Origin of the sequence: Streptomyces sp. I05A-00742 (genome assembly GCF_013055795.1) — a bacterium.
In the GTDB taxonomy this organism is placed as follows: domain Bacteria; phylum Actinomycetota; class Actinomycetes; order Streptomycetales; family Streptomycetaceae; genus Streptomyces.
Genome location: NZ_JABETO010000005.1, coordinates 1 through 15,812 on the forward strand (window position 1 = coordinate 1; position 15,812 = coordinate 15,812).

A 15,812-nucleotide genomic window follows, 5' to 3' on the forward strand; every position below is an offset into this window, starting at 1 on the left:
GACGCGGAGGCGGCGGCCGCCGCCTCCGGTGGTGGTGGCGGCGCCGCCGTCGAACTGCTCGCCGCCGCCCGGCGGGAGGCCGCCTGCGAGCGCCTCGATCCCCCCGCGGTGCTCCGGCGCATCGACGAGGCCGCCGCCGCCCTCGACGAGGCCCTGCCCCCCGACGACCCCCTCCGCGAGTCCCGCTCCCGCGCCCGGGCCGGCCGCGCCCTCCTCGCCGCCCGCGGCACCGTCGCCTGCGCCCGCGACTTCGTCGCCACCCACCGCGGCGCCGTCGCCAGCCGGGCCCGCACCCGCCTCGCCGAGGCCGAACGCCACCTGACCCTGGCGCGCCCCGCGGGCGGCGCCTCCCCCGCGACCGTCCTCGCCGAGGCGGACCGGGCCGCTGCGCTCGCCCGCCAGGCACGGGAGCTGGCCGAGAGGGACGTGGGGGTGTACGGCGTCACGCACGACGAGCCCGATCCGGGCGTTCCCGGGCTGCCCGACGCGCCTCGGGCGCTCGGTGGGGCGCTGCTCGGGGGGATCGTTCTGGCGGGGTTGCTGCCGGCGACGTTCGGCGGGGGCGCGACGCGGGGGCGCCTGGCGGCGCCGGAGAGGTGAGCCCCGGTCCCGCCCTTTCACCGTTTCCCGGGGCGCTGCCCCGGCCCCCGTGAAAGCGGCTTCGCCGCTTGTCCTCAATCGCCGGACGGGCTGGTTGTCGCGCCCGGGCGCGAACTTCAGCCCGTCCGGCGATTGAGGACGCCGCGCGCAGCGCGGCTCGGGGGGTCTGGGGGCTCGCCCCCAGGAATCGGAGAAGGGGCGGGACCGGGGCACCCCCACCGCCTCAATAGAGGCTCATCAGAGCCTCCACCGCATCCGGCGCCCCCGCCTCCCCATCCGGCAACGCCAGTTCAAACCACACCGTCTTCCCATCAGGAATCCGCCGACTCCCCCAAGCCGCACTCAGCAACCCCACCAACTGCAACCCCCGCCCCCCCTCATCCGTATCCCGAGCCCGCCGCCGCCGCGGCTGCACGGACCCCCCGTCCCAGACCTCGCACACCAACGTCCGGTCAAGAAGCAGACGCAGCCGGATATCACCCTCGCCGTACCGCAGGGCATTGGTGACGAGCTCACTGACGAGAAGCTCGGTGGTGTCCACCAGAGCCTCCAGCCCCCACTGCGGCAGCATCTCCCGGGCCAGCTCGCGCGCACGGGCGACGGAGCGGGGCTCGGGGGGAAGGGTCCAGTCGCCGACGTGACCGGGGGGCAGGCCGCGGAGGCGGGCCATGAGGAGGGCGATGTCGTCCTCGCCGTGGTGGGTGTCGAGGGCGGAGAGGACGTGGTCGCAGACGTCCTCCAGGGGGCGGGCCGGGTCGGTGAGGGCGTCGCGGAAGGCCTGGAGGCCCTCATCGAGAGGGTGGTCGCGGGACTCGACCAGGCCGTCGGTGTAGAGGGCGAGGAGCGCGCCGTCGGGGAGGTCGATGACGGTCTCCTCGAAGAGCTCGCCGCCGACGCCGAGCGGCATGCCCGGCTGCACCTCCAGCAGCCGCGCGGGCTTGCCCTCCTCGACCAGGACCGGGGGCAGATGCCCGGCGTTGGCGACCGTGCACCGCCGGGTGACGGGGTCGTACACGGCGTAGACGCAGGTGGCGAGGTAGACCTCGGACAGGTCGGCGGGGCGTACGCTGCCGCGCACCCCGCGGGAGGCGGACTGCTTGCCGCCGGGCCGCCCGAGACCGTGGGCGATCTCGTCCAGGGCGGACAGCACCTCGGCGGGTTCCATGTCCAGCATGGCCAGGGTGCGGACGGCCGTGCGGAGTTCGCCCATCGCGACGGCGGCCCGCAGGCCGCGGCCCATCACGTCGCCGACGACCAGGGCCGTGCGGTGACCGGGCAGTTCGATGACGTCGAACCAGTCGCCGCCCACCTCGGTGGCGGCGTTGCCGGGCAGGTAGCGGCAGGCGATCTCCAGCCCGGCGGCCTCCGGGTCGACCGGGGGCAGCAGGCTGCGCTGGAGGATGAGGGCGCGTTCGTGCTCGCGCCGGTACAGGCGCGCGTTGTCGATGCAGACCGCGGCCCGCGAGGCCAGCTCCACGGCCACCGCCGTCTCGCGCTCCCCGAAGGGCTCGCTGCCCTTGGTGCGGGTGAACTGGACCAGCCCCATGACCGTGTCGCGGGCGACCATCGGCACGGCGAGCGTGCACTGCGCCGACATCCCCGGCTCCGGCGCGTCGGCGCCGTCCCCGCCCCCGGGGACGGCCTGCACCTGGGCGGTGCGCAGGGCGCTCGCGCACGGCGAGTGGAAGGCGTACCGGTGCACCTCCCCGACCTGGATCGCCTTCTCGTCGGGGGCGTCGGAGGCGACCGGCGCGCCCGACACCGCGCTGGCGAAGGCGACGCGCCGCAGTTCGGCGCTGCCGTCGGCCAGGCCGGGCGGCGCCTCGTCACCGGCCAGGAGGCCCTGGTACAGGTCCACGGACGCGAGGTCGCAGAACTGCGGCACGGCGACGTCCAGCAGTTCGCGGGCGGTGGTCTCCAGGTCGAGCGAGGTGCCGATGCGGGCGCTGGCCTCGTTGAGCAGGGCCAGGTTGCGGCGGACGCCCGCGGCCTCCCGCTCGGCGCGGCGGCGGCCGGTGACGTCGGTGGCGATGGCGGCCACGCCGATGGGCCGCCCGCTGCCGCCGTGCAGCCGGTAGAGCGACACCGACCAGCGGCGGCGTTCCGCCTTGCCGGGCACCGGCCCCATGAGCTGGAGATCGGCCACCGGCCGGCCGGTGTCGAGGACCTGACGCAGGGCGAGGGTCAGCCGCTCGGCCTCGGTGCGGGGCAGGAAGTCCTGCGGCCGCCGGCCCCGGTGCCAGGCGACCGGGTGGCCCAGGGCCTGCGCGAAGCTCTGGTTGACGCGGAGCAGCCGCAGATCGGTGCCGACGAAGAAGAACCCGAGGGGAGATTGGCCGAAAACGGCTTCGGACGCCGCGATGTCGGTCTCTATTCCCTGGAGCGCCCGGACGTCGACGGCCACACAGAGCGCCGCGCGCTCCCCGTGCTTGTTCTGACTGGGCATGACGTAGACCTCGGCGAGGCCCTGCTGCCTGCCGTCGCGCTGGTACGGGACGAGTCCGGTCCTGGCCCGTACCTCGAATCCGTCGCCGGGCGGCGCGTCCCCCGAAAAGAGGACCCCCTGTTGCGAGGAGGCGAACACGTCCTGGGGATCACGGCCGACGGCCTGACCCGGAGTTATCCCGAAGAGCTCGGTGGCGCGCTCGCTCCACTGCTCGATCCTGCCGTCGGGTCCCAGCGAGAACGACGCCACGCGAATGTAGTCGTAGAGGGATCCGGGCGGGCTGTTCTGCCACATCGAGGTGGTGTCCTTACCCTCTGGGCTGCCCGCCTCAGCGCCCGCTGGCTTTTCGCTCACGTGCCCGTCCCCTCCGGCTCATGTGCTCGCACCGGCATCAGAAGGCCGAGTATCCAGCACGAGAGGCCCTCGGAACACGGACTTCACGATCACAGCACGGTCTCGACCCGCAATGGGTCTTCCCCGGGTTCCTAACCTGGCAAGCTCAGTTCGAACCACACCGTCTTGCCGTTGTCACCCCGGCGGGTACCCCAGCGGCGGGAAGCCAGTGCGACGAGCTGAAGTCCGCGGCCGCCCTCGTCGTCGGCCTCGGCCACGCGTTCGCGGGGCGGATCGGGGAGCGGGTCGGAGACCTCGACCTGGAGCACGCGGCCGGCGCGGGAGTACATCCGGACGCCGATGGGCCCGGTGGCGTGCCGCAGGGAGTTGGTGACGAGCTCGCTCACGAGCAGGACGGTCACATCGGTGACGGCCGCCAGGCCCCACTCGTGCAGGGTGTCGCGGACGAGCGTACGGGCGGTGCGCACCGCACCGGCCTCGGCGGGGAAGCTCCATTCGGCGAATCCCGGCGTCGATGCCAGTGCGCTGTCGCTCACGCCGACCACTTCCCAGACCGCTGACGCGACCCAGCCGGAATGCCCGGCTTGGGACCAATAATCAGCACATACCCGGTATGGGGGTCGGCATATCGTCCGCGCCCGCAGTCGGGTTACGGCGGGCCGTCGGAGGACCGGCGTGCGCCGGGCGGCGTCAGGGCGCCACGCGCACGCGCTCGACGATGTAGAGCTGCTTGTGGCCCTTCTCGTCCAGCCGGTCGGCGACCCGCTCGGCCTCCGTCCTGGTGGCGTACCGCCCGACGCGGTAGCGATTGCCGTTGTCGTCCTGGCGGATCACCAGCCAGGGCAGGACCGGTTCGTTCTCACTCATCGCCCCTGCCCTTCCGCCGTCGCACCCCTCGCGAAGAAACCGCAGTCCGCATATGCCCGAGCGTACGCCCGACCTTTACGCAGCGGATACGGGTTTTCACGAAGAGGTGCGCATTCGGCCACCCGTACGTGTCAGCGGGTACCAGCGGTCGCGCTCGCGGCCTCTTCCTCGGCCTCGGCGCGCTCCATCTCCGCGATCTCCTTCTCGGTGGCGACCAGCGTCGGGTTGCGCCAGGCGCTCCGCACACCCCACACGTAGAAGGCGAGGCCGATCAGGGCGACGACCGCCAGGTCCCAGCCCGGGGCCAGATAGCCCTTGCCGCCGAACTCGGTGCCGCCGGCCCATGAGACGAACGCCATGACCAGCAGGTACGTCACGACCCAGGCGCCGGCCTTGAGGTGCGGCTTGAGCTCGGCCCACGGCTTGCGCAGCTCGTACCAGGCCCAGATCGGCAGGCCGACCGCCATGATCAGGATGACCTTGCCGGTGAGCGGCCACTTGCCCCAGTAGAGGACCAGCGAACCGAAGACCATCGCGATGGGCGCGATGACCGGCATGGCGCGCAGCTTGACCGGGCGCTTGAGGTCCGGGGCGATGCGGCGCAGCGACATCACGGCGACGGGGCCGGTGATGTACGAGATGACGGTCGCCACGGAGACGATCTCGGCGAGCGAGCCCCAGCCGCGGAAGACGGCGAGGAAGAGGAAGGCGACCACGAGGTTGAGCAGCAGGGCCGGGCGCGGGACGCCGGTCTTCTTGTCGACCTTGCCGAAGATGCCGGGCAGGTGGCCGTTCTCCTGGACGCCGTGGATCATGCGCGAGGTGGTCGCGGCGTAGATCATGCCGGTGCCGGACGGGGAGACGAAGGCGTCCGCGTAGAGCACGATCGCCAGCCAGTTCAGGCCCCAGGCGATGGCCAGGTCGGCCAGCGGGGACTTGTAGGTGAGGGCGTTCCAGCCGTCGGAGAGGTCACCGGAGGGCACGGCCATCAGGAAGGCGACCTGCAGCGCTATGTAGATGACCAGCGCGATGAGGATGGAGCCGATGACGGCCTTCGGCAGCGACTTGCCGGGGTTGCGGGCCTCACCGGCCATGTTCAGCGGGGACTGGAAGCCGTTGTACGCCCAGACGATGCCGGAGGTGGCCACGGCGGTGAAGACGGCGCTCCAGCCGTTGGGCGTGAAGCCGCCCGCCGACTCGATGTTGTGCGTGTCGAAGTGCGACCACATCAGGGCGCCCGCGGTCAGGACCGGGACGACGACCTTGAAGACGGTGATCGCGTTGTTGGTCTTCGCGAACAGGGTGATCGCGAACCAGTTGAGGAAGAAGTAGAAGACCAGCAGCACGCTGGCGAGGGCCACACCGCTGCCGGTGAGCTCCTTGCCGTCGTACAGGTCCTTGGCCCACTGCCACTTCCAGGAGCTCATGTACTGGACGGAGGCGGTCGCCTCGCCGGGGATCACGGAGACGATCGCGATCCAGTTGGCCCAGGCGGCGAGGTAGCCGGCGAGCGAGCCGTGCGAGTACTGGCCGTAGCGGACCATGCCGCCGGCCTTGGGGAACATCGCACCCAGCTCGCTGTAGGTCAGCGCGATGGTGAGCGCGACGACGGCGCCGATGACCCACGCGAGGATGGCGGCCGGGCCGGCGATACCGGCGGCCCGCTGGGCGCCGAAGAGCCAGCCGGAGCCGATGATCGACCCGAGGCCGACGGCCGTCAGGGCCACCGGACCGAGGGTCCGGCGGTAATTGGAGTGGGAACCCTGTTCGGTACTCAAGCCCCGGCTCTCCTTTTCTTTCTCATCCCCCGCAGGACACAAACCGCGCCATCGTACGAGCGATTTGGCCGAGTTGGTTCTGCGAAACGGCCCTGACCAGGGGCTATGTGAGGTTTGCAACACCGGGAACACGGTCTTTATGTAGGGATGAGTCCGGACATAGCGCGCACTTCCTACCCCCGGGTAAGGACCGCGGGTAAGGGGCGCTTTCCGGTCACAGTCCTGACGAGTACGTCACCTCGTCAGGGGGTCGCGAAGATTCACCGGGACGACATGTTCCGGTCATGGTCGAGTGGTAGGCGGCCGTGCGTCGCGCACGAGGGCGCGGGGGCCATCTCACGGGCAGGCGCGGGGGCACTTCGCGGATAGACGCGGGGTCATTTCACGGGCAGACGCGGGGGTCACTTCGCGGGCAGACCCGGGGCATTTCACGGGCAGAACGCGTGGGTCATTTCACGGGCAGGTGATACGCGACCCGGTGCCGCTCGGCGAGCATCACCACGTCCGCCGTCTCCACGGCCCGGCCCCCCGCGAAGTACGTCCGCGAGACGACGAGGACACAGTGGCCCGGGACCCCGCCCAGGGCGAGCGTCTCCTGCGCCAGCCCCGGCCGGGCGCTGATCTCCTCGACCACGTTGTCGACGACGAGGTCGATGGCGGCCATCCGCTCGACGACCCCCCGGCCGGCCAGCGGCCCCTCCTCGGGAAGCATCACCGGCGTCCGGCCGGTGACCGCCAGGGGCTCCCAGGAGGTGGAGAGCATCGTCGGCTCGCCGGCGCAGCGGAAGACGTAGTCGGTGCGCATCACCCGGTCGCCCGGCCCGATCCGCAGCCGCTCGGCGATGACGCCGGTGGCGGGCACCTGCTCGCTGCGGGACTCCCAGGTGCCCTTCACCCGAGGGTCGGCCTGCTCCTGCCGGAACGCCGAGGACTCCCCCACCGTCCGGTAGCCGGTGCGGACCACGGCGCGCCGCTCGGGCCGCTCGCGTACATAGGTGCCCGAGCCGGAACGGCCCTCCACCAGGCCCTCGGCCATCAGGACCTTGCGGGCCTCCAGGGCGACCGTGTCCGAGACGCCGTACTGCTCGCGGATGCGGGCCTGCGAGGGAAGGCGGGTGTGCGGCGGCAGCTCGCCTGCGACGATCTTCTGACGGAGATCACCGGCGACGCGAAGGTATGCGGGCTGGTCACCGAATGCCACGTCCACTCCTGAGGTTGACGGTCCGCAACAGCTTGGCAACCCACCGTGGCGATCCGCAACTCAAGGCCAAGGAATCACTAGATGTGGTGAATTGCAGCTCAGAGGGGAGTGAACGCCACCCTGACGCACGTGCAATACGCAATCTCCGATGGCACATCTGCGACGATGCGGAAGATCCCGGTGATCTTCAGGCGATCTCAGTGATCTTAAGGAGCCGCTCGTGCTTCGCCGCTCTTCGCTGTGGGCCCCTTCCCGCACCCTCCCCTGCGCCCTCCTCCTGATCGTCTGCGCCGGCTGCGCCCCCACCGGGACGGCCGTCCGCCCCGCGGACCCCAATGAACCGGCCACGGCCGGCGTCAAGGGCGTCGGCGACCCGCTCTTCCCCGCCATGGGCAACGGCGGCTACGACGTGGAGCACTACGGCCTCTCCCTCGCGTACGAGCCGAAGGACAACAGCCTCATCGGCACCGCCGAGATCCGCGCCCGCACCGACCGGGCACTGTCCTCCTTCAGCCTCGACCTGCACGGCCTGCAGGTCGAGGCGGCCACGGTCGACGGCGACCCCGCCACGGTCGCCCGCCGGGGTGACGAGCTCCGGCTGACCCCGGCCAAGAACCTGACCGCCGACACCACTTTCACGGCCGTCATCACCTATCGGGGCGTCCCACAGACCGTCGTCGACCCGGACGGCTCCAAGGAGGGCTGGCTCAAGACCCCCGACGGCGCCGTCGCCCTCGGCGAGCCGAACGGCTCCATGGCCTGGTTCCCGGGCAACCACCACCCCTCCGACAAGGCGGCCTACGACCTGTCCGTCAGCGTCCCCGAAGGCCTCACCGCAGTTTCCAACGGCGAACTGAGCAAACAGGAGACTGTCAACGGACGCACCGTCTTCACCTGGCGCACCGCCGAACCCATGGCCAGCTACCTGGCGACCGTCGCCATCGGCTCCTTCACCCTCGACCGCACCGCCGCCGGCAAGGTGCCGCAGACCGTCGCCGTCAACGCGACCCAGGCCGGGCGGGCGAAGCAGATCCCCGCCCGGGTCGGCACCATGACCGACTGGGGCACCCGCCTCTTCGGCCCGTACCCCTTCTCCTCCACCGGCGCGACCATCGGCTCCGGCCCGTCCATCGACTACGCCCTGGAGACCCAGACCCGCCCCTACTTCAACCACGCCCCCGACGAGATCTCCCTCGTCCACGAGATCGCCCACCAGTGGTTCGGCGACTCCGTCACCCCGCGCTCCTGGCAGGACATGTGGCTCAACGAGGGCTTCGCGACCTACGCCGAGTGGCTCTGGGAGGAACAGCACGGCGGGCCGACCACGGCCGACGCCTTCGACGAGTACTACGCCCTCGACAAGGACGAGGACCTCTGGTCGTTCCCGCCCGCGAAGCCACCCTCCGCCGAGGACGTCTCGGGGGACCCCGTCTACTACCGGGGCGCGATGGCCCTCCAGCGACTCCGCGAGACCGTCGGCGACACCGCCTTCTTCACCGTCCTGCGCACCTGGACGACGGACCACCGGCACGGCAACGTCCGGACGAGCGACTTCACCGCCCTGTGCGCGAAGGTGACGGGGAAGGACCTGACGGCCCTCTTCAAGAAGTGGCTCTACAGCAGCGGCAAGCCGTAGGCCGTGCGCCGGCGCTCGTCAGCCTTCCTCCGGGGCGGGCAGTACGGGCCGTTCGAAGAACGTCTCCAGGACGACGGTCGCCTGGGTGCCGCTGACCCCGTCGATCGCGTAGAGGCGGCGCAGCACGTCCTGGAGCTGCTCGGTCGACGCGGTCCGCACCTTCACCAGGACCGACGCGCTGCCCGCGATGACGTGCGCCTCCTGAACCTCCGGGACGGCCGCGAACGCGGGGGCCGAATCCCCCATCCAGGACGTGGAGTCCACCATCACGAACGCGAGCACCCCGCGTCCCACCGCCGCGGGATCGACCTCCACCCCCGTCCGCCGGATGACGCCACGCTCCCGCAGCTTGCGCACCCGCTCGTGGGCGGCGCCGGCCGAGAGCCCGACCGCCTTGCCCAGGGACGCGTAGGAGCGGCCGGCGTCCTGCTGGAGCAGGCCGAGCAGTTGAAGATCGACGTCGTCCACTTTTTTCATGGCGGAACAGTATCTCATCCAACAACACACCTGATAAGTTGAATGAAATCCAGTGATCAAGGGAATCGAGGCAACAATGTCCAGCCAGACGCTGTACGGGGTGTACGAGATCCTGGACGAGCGGTTCCGTACCGGCGGCTGCGTGAACGGCGACGCGCGCCTGGAGACGCTGTACGGGGACTGCCGCTGGGCCGAGGGCCCGCTCTACCTCCCGGCCTGGCGCCAGGTCGTCTGGAGCGACATCCCCAACGACCGCATGCTGCGCTGGGACGAGGCGACGGGCGCGGTGAGCACCTTCCGCTCCCCCGCCGGCCACTGCAACGGCAACACCCTCGACGGCCAGGGCCGTCTCATCACCTGCGAACAGGGCAACCGCCGGGTGACCCGGACCGAGCACGACGGAACGGTCACCGTCCTCGCCGACCGCTTCGAGGGGCGCCGGCTGAACAGCCCGAACGACGCCGTCGTCAGCTCCGACGGGACCATCTGGTTCTCCGACCCCGACTTCGGCATCACCAGCGACTACGAGGGCCACCGCGCCGAGAGCGAGATCGGCGCCTGCCACGTCTACCGCGTCGACCCCGCCACCGGCGAGGTGCGCATCGCAGCGGACGGCTTCAGCGGCCCCAACGGCCTCGTCCTCTCCCCCGACGAACGGCGGCTCTACGTCTCCGACACCCGCCTCAACCAGATCCGCGTCTTCGACGTCCGCGACAACGGCTCCCTCTCCGACGGCGAGGTCTTCGCCACCTGCCGCCCCGGCATCGGCGCGTTCGACAACATCCGCTTCGACAACACCGGCCGCCTCTGGGCCGCCGCCTGCGACGACGGCGTCCACTGCTACGCCCCCGACGGCACCCTCATCGGCCGCCTCCTCATTCCCGAGACCGTCTCCAACATCACCTTCGGCGGCCCCAAGAACAACCGCCTCTTCATCACGGCCACCACGTCCCTCTACTCCCTCGTGATGTCCGTGACGGGACTCCCCCGCGTCCCGGGACCGACGAAGGGACCTGCCTCCGGGGGCGAGTGAGTGCCGCACCGGAGGCAGCGCCACCACGGTCCGGGCCGACCGCGCCGGATTGTCAGTGGCGGCTGCTTCCATGGCGCCATGAGCACTGTGCACGAGACCGCACGCCTTCTCCCCGACCCGGCCCAACTCCGCGCCCATCTGCGCGCACTGGCCGCCCTGGACACGGCGCTCGGCGACGATCCGCAGTTCTGCCACTACACCTTCGACACCACCTGGGGCCCCGGCGAGGAGGCAGCCCTGCTGGACAACGGCTCGGGGGACGACTTCTCCGTCCTCTTCTCCCCGGCCGGCGTGCTCATACGCGGCTTCGACCACGAGTCGGAGATGAGTCCGTACGGAACGGAGGGCGAGCAGATCTGGCCCGGCGTCATCGACGAAGTGCCCGCCGCGCTGCGCCCGCTCCTGGACCAGCCCTCCTCCCACGACGAGGGCATCAACGCCTCTCGGGTCACCGCCTGCCTGTGGCGGGAGACGGGGGACACCGTCTGGCGCACCGGCAGCGAGGACCCGGACGGCTCCGGCTTCCTCTTCCGCCTTCTCACGGACCGCTCCCCGGAGGCCGTCCAGGCCCACTTCGAGGACTACTACGAGCGCCCCGTCCCCCTCGACGCCATCCGCCACGTCCTCGCCGGACATCCCCTCGCCCCCGCGATCGCCATAGCCCTCAACCCAGCCGTCCTCTCGGACGACGCACTGCTCCGCAGAATCGCCGCACATCCCGAGGCCGCTTCCTACCTGTCCTGCGACGGTGAGTTCGACCTCGCCCGCACCGACCCGGTCGAGTCGATCGCCCTGCCCAACGGCCTCCCGGTGGAGCCCGTCGCCGGCTGCGGCGCGGGTGGCACCCACTACCTCTGCGGCCCTGCCGTCCCCGACAGCCCCCGCCCCGTCCTCTACACCGACTCCGAGGGCCGGGCCTCCCTCATCGCCGAGTCCCTCGCCGAGGCCCTGACCCTTGCCATCGTCCTCCCGTCCTGGCACGACGCCCTGGACGACTTCCGGCCCCCGGCCCTCAACTCCGACTACCTCGACGATCACCCGGACCACCCCACCGTCCGCGACCGCCTCCTCGCCGCACTTCGGCTTCCCCCGGCCTCCGACCGGGAAGTCCTGAACCGCCTGCTCACCACCGCCGCCCGCACCGTCCCCGACGGATTTCTCCCGTACGTCCCCGCCGAGGAAGAGTCCACCTTCGAGCCGATGCTCGAACCGTCGGTCGAGCAGGGCCGAGAACCCGACCGCTACTGACATTGCGTCAGGACACGCGGCTCGTCCAGCGTGGTGCGAGGGGGGCGCTGGACGGTTCCTCGCGTGCGCCTCCCGCACCACCTGACCGGAGGTCAGATGACCGTTTCCCTGCTCTTCACCGCTGAGATCAGTCCCACCAGAAGTCCCAGCAGTTCATGCCGACGATGTGCTCGGCGTAGGCGGCCAGGGTGCAGGGACGGGAGCCCTGCCAGACGTTGTCCGGGCAGAAGGCGAAGTGCTCGGCGGCGACCAGGAGGGCGTCCTCGGTACTCATCGGGGGCGCCACGACGCTGAGATGGAGGGTGCTGAAGCCGACGGCTACGACGCGCACACCGAAGCGGCGCTCCCAGTCACGCACGACGGCGGAAAACTTGGCCGTGTCGTTGTCGTAGTTGGCGGGACCGCCCCAGCCGACGGCGGTAAGTGCGTCCGCACCGCAGGCAGCGGCGACGAGCCCAAGCCTCGACCGAGGATGCTGATCGGCGAAGACCCGCGCGTACTCTGCGGCCATCTCATCAGCACCTGTCACGGGCCCTTGGCTGCGGGCGGGACTTGGGCAGGCCTGGCCGAACGGCGCGGTGACGGCGAGACGCTCCTCGGGCGTGAGGAGGCCATCGTCGTCATCGGTACTCGTGTACACCTTCCACCACTGCGCCAGGAGAACCGCCGGGTCGTGCACGTCGGGTGAGGACATCCGCTCAGGAGACAGCTCGCCGGACGCCCAGGGCCGGAATTCGCCGTCGTCCAGGTCATCGGCGTCAAGAAGGAGAGGCCAAAGGCCCGAGGCGCTGTGCTCGGAGCACAGGTGGGTCCACAACTCGGCGGAAGCCGGGGTATCACTCAGCCACAGCGGTTGCATGTCGCCGTCACCCTCATCAGAGGTAATCATCCGGCCCTTCGGGAGCGGGACAGCTACGGAGGCAAGGAGTTCAGGATTCACGGGCGGATGCTAGTTCGAGGGTCTGACAACTGGGGGCACGCCGGTTGGTGATCGTTCACTCCTGTTCAGGTGAGGTATTGGGTGAGCACGCCGGCGACGGCAGTGGCGAGGGTGATCACAGCGGCGAAAGCGGCGGCTGCACGCATCAAAGCGGCCGGGTAGGTGGCGCCATCGAGGCGGGCCAGTGTGCCCGTGGCAGCGGCGGCCAGGAGTGCGAACACAACGGTCACGGCGGCGGTCAGTAGGACGACGGCGACATGGGTCACGACGATCTCCCTGCACATGGTGGGATGTTGATGTGACCGAAGTTCGCCGAAGCGATGTTCGCCGTGGTTCGGCCGGACAATGATGAACATCGGCGAACACATGCGACTGGGGGCCTGATGCCTAGCGAGGAGCACGATGGAGGGGAAAGCCCGCTGGCCAAGCTGCGTGACAAGCTCAGCGATGGACTGGCTCGCAAAAGACTGACCAAGACCCAGCTCGCTAACCAGTCAGGGCTGGGTCGCACGACCATCCAGGAAGCGTTCCGGGTGGATGGGGCTGTCCCGTCGGCTGAAACAGTCGTGGCGCTGGCCCGAGTGCTCGGGGTGTCAGAAGCGGAGCTGCTGGATCTGCGGCGTAGGGCTGCCGCCCACTCGATCGGTTCGGTGCCCGGGCACGGCGAGGGACCTGGCAGGCCGATCGGACAGTGGGATCCGCACGACCTGGAGGTTCATCCATCTGGATCCGCCGCAGCGGCCAGCTCGGTGCGGGCATTGTCCGGCTACGTCCGCCGTGCGCACGACCAGGTGTTGGCTGAGGCGGTGAGCGAGGTCATGGAGGGCCGCAGCCGGATGTTGGTCCTGGTCGGCTCGTCGTCCACAGGCAAGACACGGGCGTGCTGGGAGGCTGTTCAGCCGCTTGCTGACGAGGGGTGGCAGCTCTGGCATCCCTACGACCCAACCCGCGCAGAAGCGACGCTCGCCGAACTCGAACGTGTCGTGCCGCTCACGGTGGTATGGCTTAACGAAGCCCAGCACTACCTCGGTCACCCTCAAGTAGGCGAACGCATCGCAGCCGCCCTGCACACCCTCCTCACTGACCCCAGCCGCGGACCGATCCTCGTCCTCGGAACCCTCTGGCCCGAGTACGAGGGCCAATACAACGCCATGCCCAGACCTGGCAGCCCAGACCCGCACAGCCGAGCCCGCGAGTTGCTCGCTGGCCGCACAGTGACTGTCCCCGACACCTTCAACCAGGACGCACTCCGAACAGCCACGATCCTCGCCCAGGACGGTGACCGGCTGCTGTCGGATGCCCTTTCCCGTGCTGGCACTCACGGCCGCGTCGCCCAAGACCTCGCTGGTGCCCCCGAACTCCTGCGTCGCTACGAGCATGGCGCCCCGGCCGTTCGGGCACTGCTGGAAACCGCGATGGATGCCCGCCGTCTCGGGGTGGGGCTCCACCTTCCCCAAGCGTTCGTCACTGACGCCGCCGCCGACTATCTCACTGACGACGACTGGGACCGACTCACCAACGACTGGGCAGAGGCCGCCTACGCGGACCTCGCCCGCCCCGTCCACGGCAAGCAGGTCCCGCTCGGCCGGACAAACCCTCGACCCTCGCGTCGTCCTCCGATCGATCCGACGCCGGCAAGTGCTGCGCCCCCACCAACGGGTCCTATGCTCCGCCTCGCTGACTATCTCGAACAGCACGGGAGGAGCACCCGCCGTCTACTCTGCCCACCGGCATCCTTCTGGCACGCTGCTCACACCCATCTCACACACCCTGGCGATCTCAACAACCTTGCTCAAGCCGCCGAGAGCATGGGCCGTTCACAATGGGCCCACCACCTCCGCCTCCGAGCAGCCGGGGCTGGTCACCCTGATGCCCTGATCAAAGTCGCCTGGGTACGGGAGCGCGTCGGGGACCCTGAGGGTGCCGAGTCCCTATTCCGGCAGGCTGCGAACGCTGGGGACCCAAGAGGTCTGAAGTTCTTGAGCTACGGGCCGGAGACGGCCAGGGACTGGGAGGGCGCAGCGGCCTATTACCGGCGGGCCGCCGACGCCGGCGACCCAGATGCGATACGCGGTCTGGCACGGCTGCGGGAACGGGTTGGGGATTTGGATGGTGCCGAAGTCCTGTATCGGCAGGCAGCCGACGCTGGCGACCCCAATTCCCTGTCCGATCTGATGATGATGCGGGAGCGCGCCGGAGACCGGGAAGATGCCGAAGCCATCGCCCGGGAAGCCACCGACGCTGGCGATACCTTGTGCTTCGAGATCCTCGCGGAAATGCGGGATGAAGCCGGGGACTGGGAAAGCGCCGAAGCCATCGCCCGGGAAGCCGCCAATGCCGGGAACATTCTCCCTCTGTTGCAGCTATGGCGATCGCGGCTTGACGGCGGCGACTTGGAGGGCGCCGAATCTGCCTTCCGGCAGGCCGCTGAGGCCAACGGCGGACCCACCCCGGCCCACTTGGCACGAATGCGGGAGCAGGCCGGGGACCGAGAAGGCGCCGAATCCCTTGCTTTGAAGGCTGCCGATGCCGGTGATTTCTACATCCTGCGCGACCTGGAGCGAATGCGGAACGAGGCCGGGGACGAGAAGGGCCTTGACGCCCTCTACCGACACGCCGCCGACGCCGGCCACATCCGCTCACTGTTGGGCCACAGAAGGTGGCAGTACGGGCTGGACCCGGACGGTTCACCCTCATCTCCGTGGATCTCGGAATAGGGGCATCAGTTCGACCATCAGGGATCCGTGATGGCTCACTCGGTCCGCACCACCAACGCGAACGATGTACACATGCGTCGGAAGCTCCCATGCCCCGTCCGGCCGGTGTGGCTCATGCACTCGACGTCCACGGCCGCGCCCTCCATCGACGGTTGCGCCGACCACCCGCACTCGTAGGCCAGGCATTCCGCCTCGAACGTCACGTCCGTGCCCGGGTGCTGAGCAATCCGGTGCTCTACGTAGCGCAGGACGGAGCGGCTCACAGCCTCCTCCGACCATGTGTCCGGTGCGGGTGGTTGCGGATCTCCACGTCCGCGTCCGTCGCTGCCGACAGGTCGCCCCTGTCGCGCGCCGCCTGGCGCTGCGAGACCAACGCCGCGCACACCCCGCAGCCGGGTGCAGGATCAGGCGGAGTCCGAGGCAGAGACACATGCACCGGGCCGCTCATCGTCGTTCTCGGATTACTCACGCTTGCCGCCTCCCCGACCGATTGCAACCAGTTTCATCGGGCGAGC

At 70.1% G+C, this 15,812-nt stretch carries 12 protein-coding genes and 1 pseudogene; 5 read left to right on the forward strand and 8 right to left on the reverse strand.

Annotated features, from left to right (window positions below):
• Nucleotides 1-600, forward strand: a pseudogene (locus HN013_RS06170) (TPM domain-containing protein); the annotation flags it as partial.
• Nucleotides 601-823: 223 nt separating this feature from the next.
• On the opposite strand, the gene HN013_RS06175 reads toward HN013_RS06170, so the two are convergent.
• The 5 genes from HN013_RS06175 to HN013_RS06195 all read right to left on the reverse strand — a co-directional run bounded on the left by HN013_RS06175 (nt 824) and on the right by HN013_RS06195 (nt 7,246).
• The gene (locus HN013_RS06175) at nt 824-3,340 is read right to left on the reverse strand and encodes a SpoIIE family protein phosphatase (protein ID WP_171163838.1); all 2,517 of its coding nucleotides are present in this window, start codon (nt 3,338-3,340) and stop codon (nt 824-826) included.
• A 191-nt stretch (nt 3,341-3,531) separates the two neighbouring features.
• Nucleotides 3,532-3,945 carry an ATP-binding protein gene (locus HN013_RS06180; protein ID WP_171163840.1) on the reverse strand — a complete coding sequence of 138 codons (414 nt, stop codon included), beginning with the start codon at nt 3,943-3,945 and terminating at the stop codon, nt 3,532-3,534.
• A 145-nt stretch (nt 3,946-4,090) separates the two neighbouring features.
• Nucleotides 4,091-4,267, reverse strand: coding sequence for an SPOR domain-containing protein (locus tag HN013_RS06185; protein ID WP_171163841.1), 177 nt, complete (start codon nt 4,265-4,267; stop codon nt 4,091-4,093).
• A 131-nt stretch (nt 4,268-4,398) separates the two neighbouring features.
• The gene (locus HN013_RS06190) at nt 4,399-6,045 is read right to left on the reverse strand and encodes an APC family permease (RefSeq protein WP_171163843.1); all 1,647 of its coding nucleotides are present in this window, start codon (nt 6,043-6,045) and stop codon (nt 4,399-4,401) included.
• A 448-nt stretch (nt 6,046-6,493) separates the two neighbouring features.
• Entirely contained in the window at nt 6,494-7,246 is a 753-nt protein-coding gene (locus HN013_RS06195) for a GntR family transcriptional regulator (protein WP_171163845.1), read from the reverse strand.
• A 220-nt stretch (nt 7,247-7,466) separates the two neighbouring features.
• On the opposite strand from HN013_RS06195, the gene HN013_RS06200 reads away from it, so the two are divergent.
• Nucleotides 7,467-8,882 carry a M1 family metallopeptidase gene (locus HN013_RS06200; protein ID WP_312018518.1) on the forward strand — a complete coding sequence of 472 codons (1,416 nt, stop codon included), beginning with the start codon at nt 7,467-7,469 and terminating at the stop codon, nt 8,880-8,882.
• Nucleotides 8,883-8,900: 18 nt separating this feature from the next.
• Here HN013_RS06200 and HN013_RS06205 read toward each other — a convergent pair whose 3' ends face one another.
• The gene (locus tag HN013_RS06205) at nt 8,901-9,359 is read right to left on the reverse strand and encodes an Lrp/AsnC family transcriptional regulator (RefSeq protein WP_212764035.1); all 459 of its coding nucleotides are present in this window, start codon (nt 9,357-9,359) and stop codon (nt 8,901-8,903) included.
• Nucleotides 9,360-9,435: 76 nt separating this feature from the next.
• Between HN013_RS06205 and HN013_RS06210 the strand changes: the two genes are divergently transcribed.
• A complete protein-coding gene (locus HN013_RS06210; RefSeq protein WP_171163847.1) occupies nt 9,436-10,392 on the forward strand; it encodes an SMP-30/gluconolactonase/LRE family protein in 957 nt (318 codons plus the stop codon).
• A gap of 78 nt (nt 10,393-10,470) precedes the next feature.
• Nucleotides 10,471-11,640, forward strand: a complete 1,170-nt coding sequence (locus tag HN013_RS06215) for a hypothetical protein (protein WP_171163849.1) — start codon at nt 10,471-10,473, stop codon at nt 11,638-11,640.
• A 127-nt stretch (nt 11,641-11,767) separates the two neighbouring features.
• Here the strand turns inward: HN013_RS06215 and HN013_RS06220 are convergent, their stop codons facing one another.
• Together HN013_RS06220 and HN013_RS06225 are read right to left on the reverse strand one after the other, a co-directional pair.
• Entirely contained in the window at nt 11,768-12,580 is an 813-nt protein-coding gene (locus HN013_RS06220) for a DUF4253 domain-containing protein (RefSeq protein ID WP_312018519.1), read from the reverse strand.
• A gap of 65 nt (nt 12,581-12,645) precedes the next feature.
• A complete protein-coding gene (locus tag HN013_RS06225; RefSeq protein WP_249374791.1) occupies nt 12,646-12,936 on the reverse strand; it encodes a hypothetical protein in 291 nt (96 codons plus the stop codon).
• 27 nt (nt 12,937-12,963) lie between these two features.
• Here HN013_RS06225 and HN013_RS06230 point away from each other — a divergent pair, with 27 nt between their 5' ends.
• Entirely contained in the window at nt 12,964-15,297 is a 2,334-nt protein-coding gene (locus tag HN013_RS06230; RefSeq protein WP_171163851.1) for a helix-turn-helix domain-containing protein, read from the forward strand.
• Nucleotides 15,298-15,812 lie beyond the last annotated feature (515 nt).

Coding starts and splice junctions, on each gene's coding strand:
- HN013_RS06175 (WP_171163838.1), bottom strand. CDS start 3,340: ATGTGGCAGAACAGCCCGCCCGGATCCCTCTACGACTACATTCGCGTG.
- HN013_RS06185 (WP_171163841.1), bottom strand. CDS start 4,267: ATGAGTGAGAACGAACCGGTCCTGCCCTGGCTGGTGATCCGCCAGGAC.
- HN013_RS06205 (WP_212764035.1), bottom strand. CDS start 9,359: ATGAAAAAAGTGGACGACGTCGATCTTCAACTGCTCGGCCTGCTCCAG.
- HN013_RS06210 (WP_171163847.1), top strand. CDS start 9,436: ATGTCCAGCCAGACGCTGTACGGGGTGTACGAGATCCTGGACGAGCGG.
- HN013_RS06215 (WP_171163849.1), top strand. CDS start 10,471: ATGAGCACTGTGCACGAGACCGCACGCCTTCTCCCCGACCCGGCCCAA.
- HN013_RS06225 (WP_249374791.1), bottom strand. CDS start 12,936: ATGTTCATCATTGTCCGGCCGAACCACGGCGAACATCGCTTCGGCGAA.
- HN013_RS06230 (WP_171163851.1), top strand. CDS start 12,964: ATGCCTAGCGAGGAGCACGATGGAGGGGAAAGCCCGCTGGCCAAGCTG.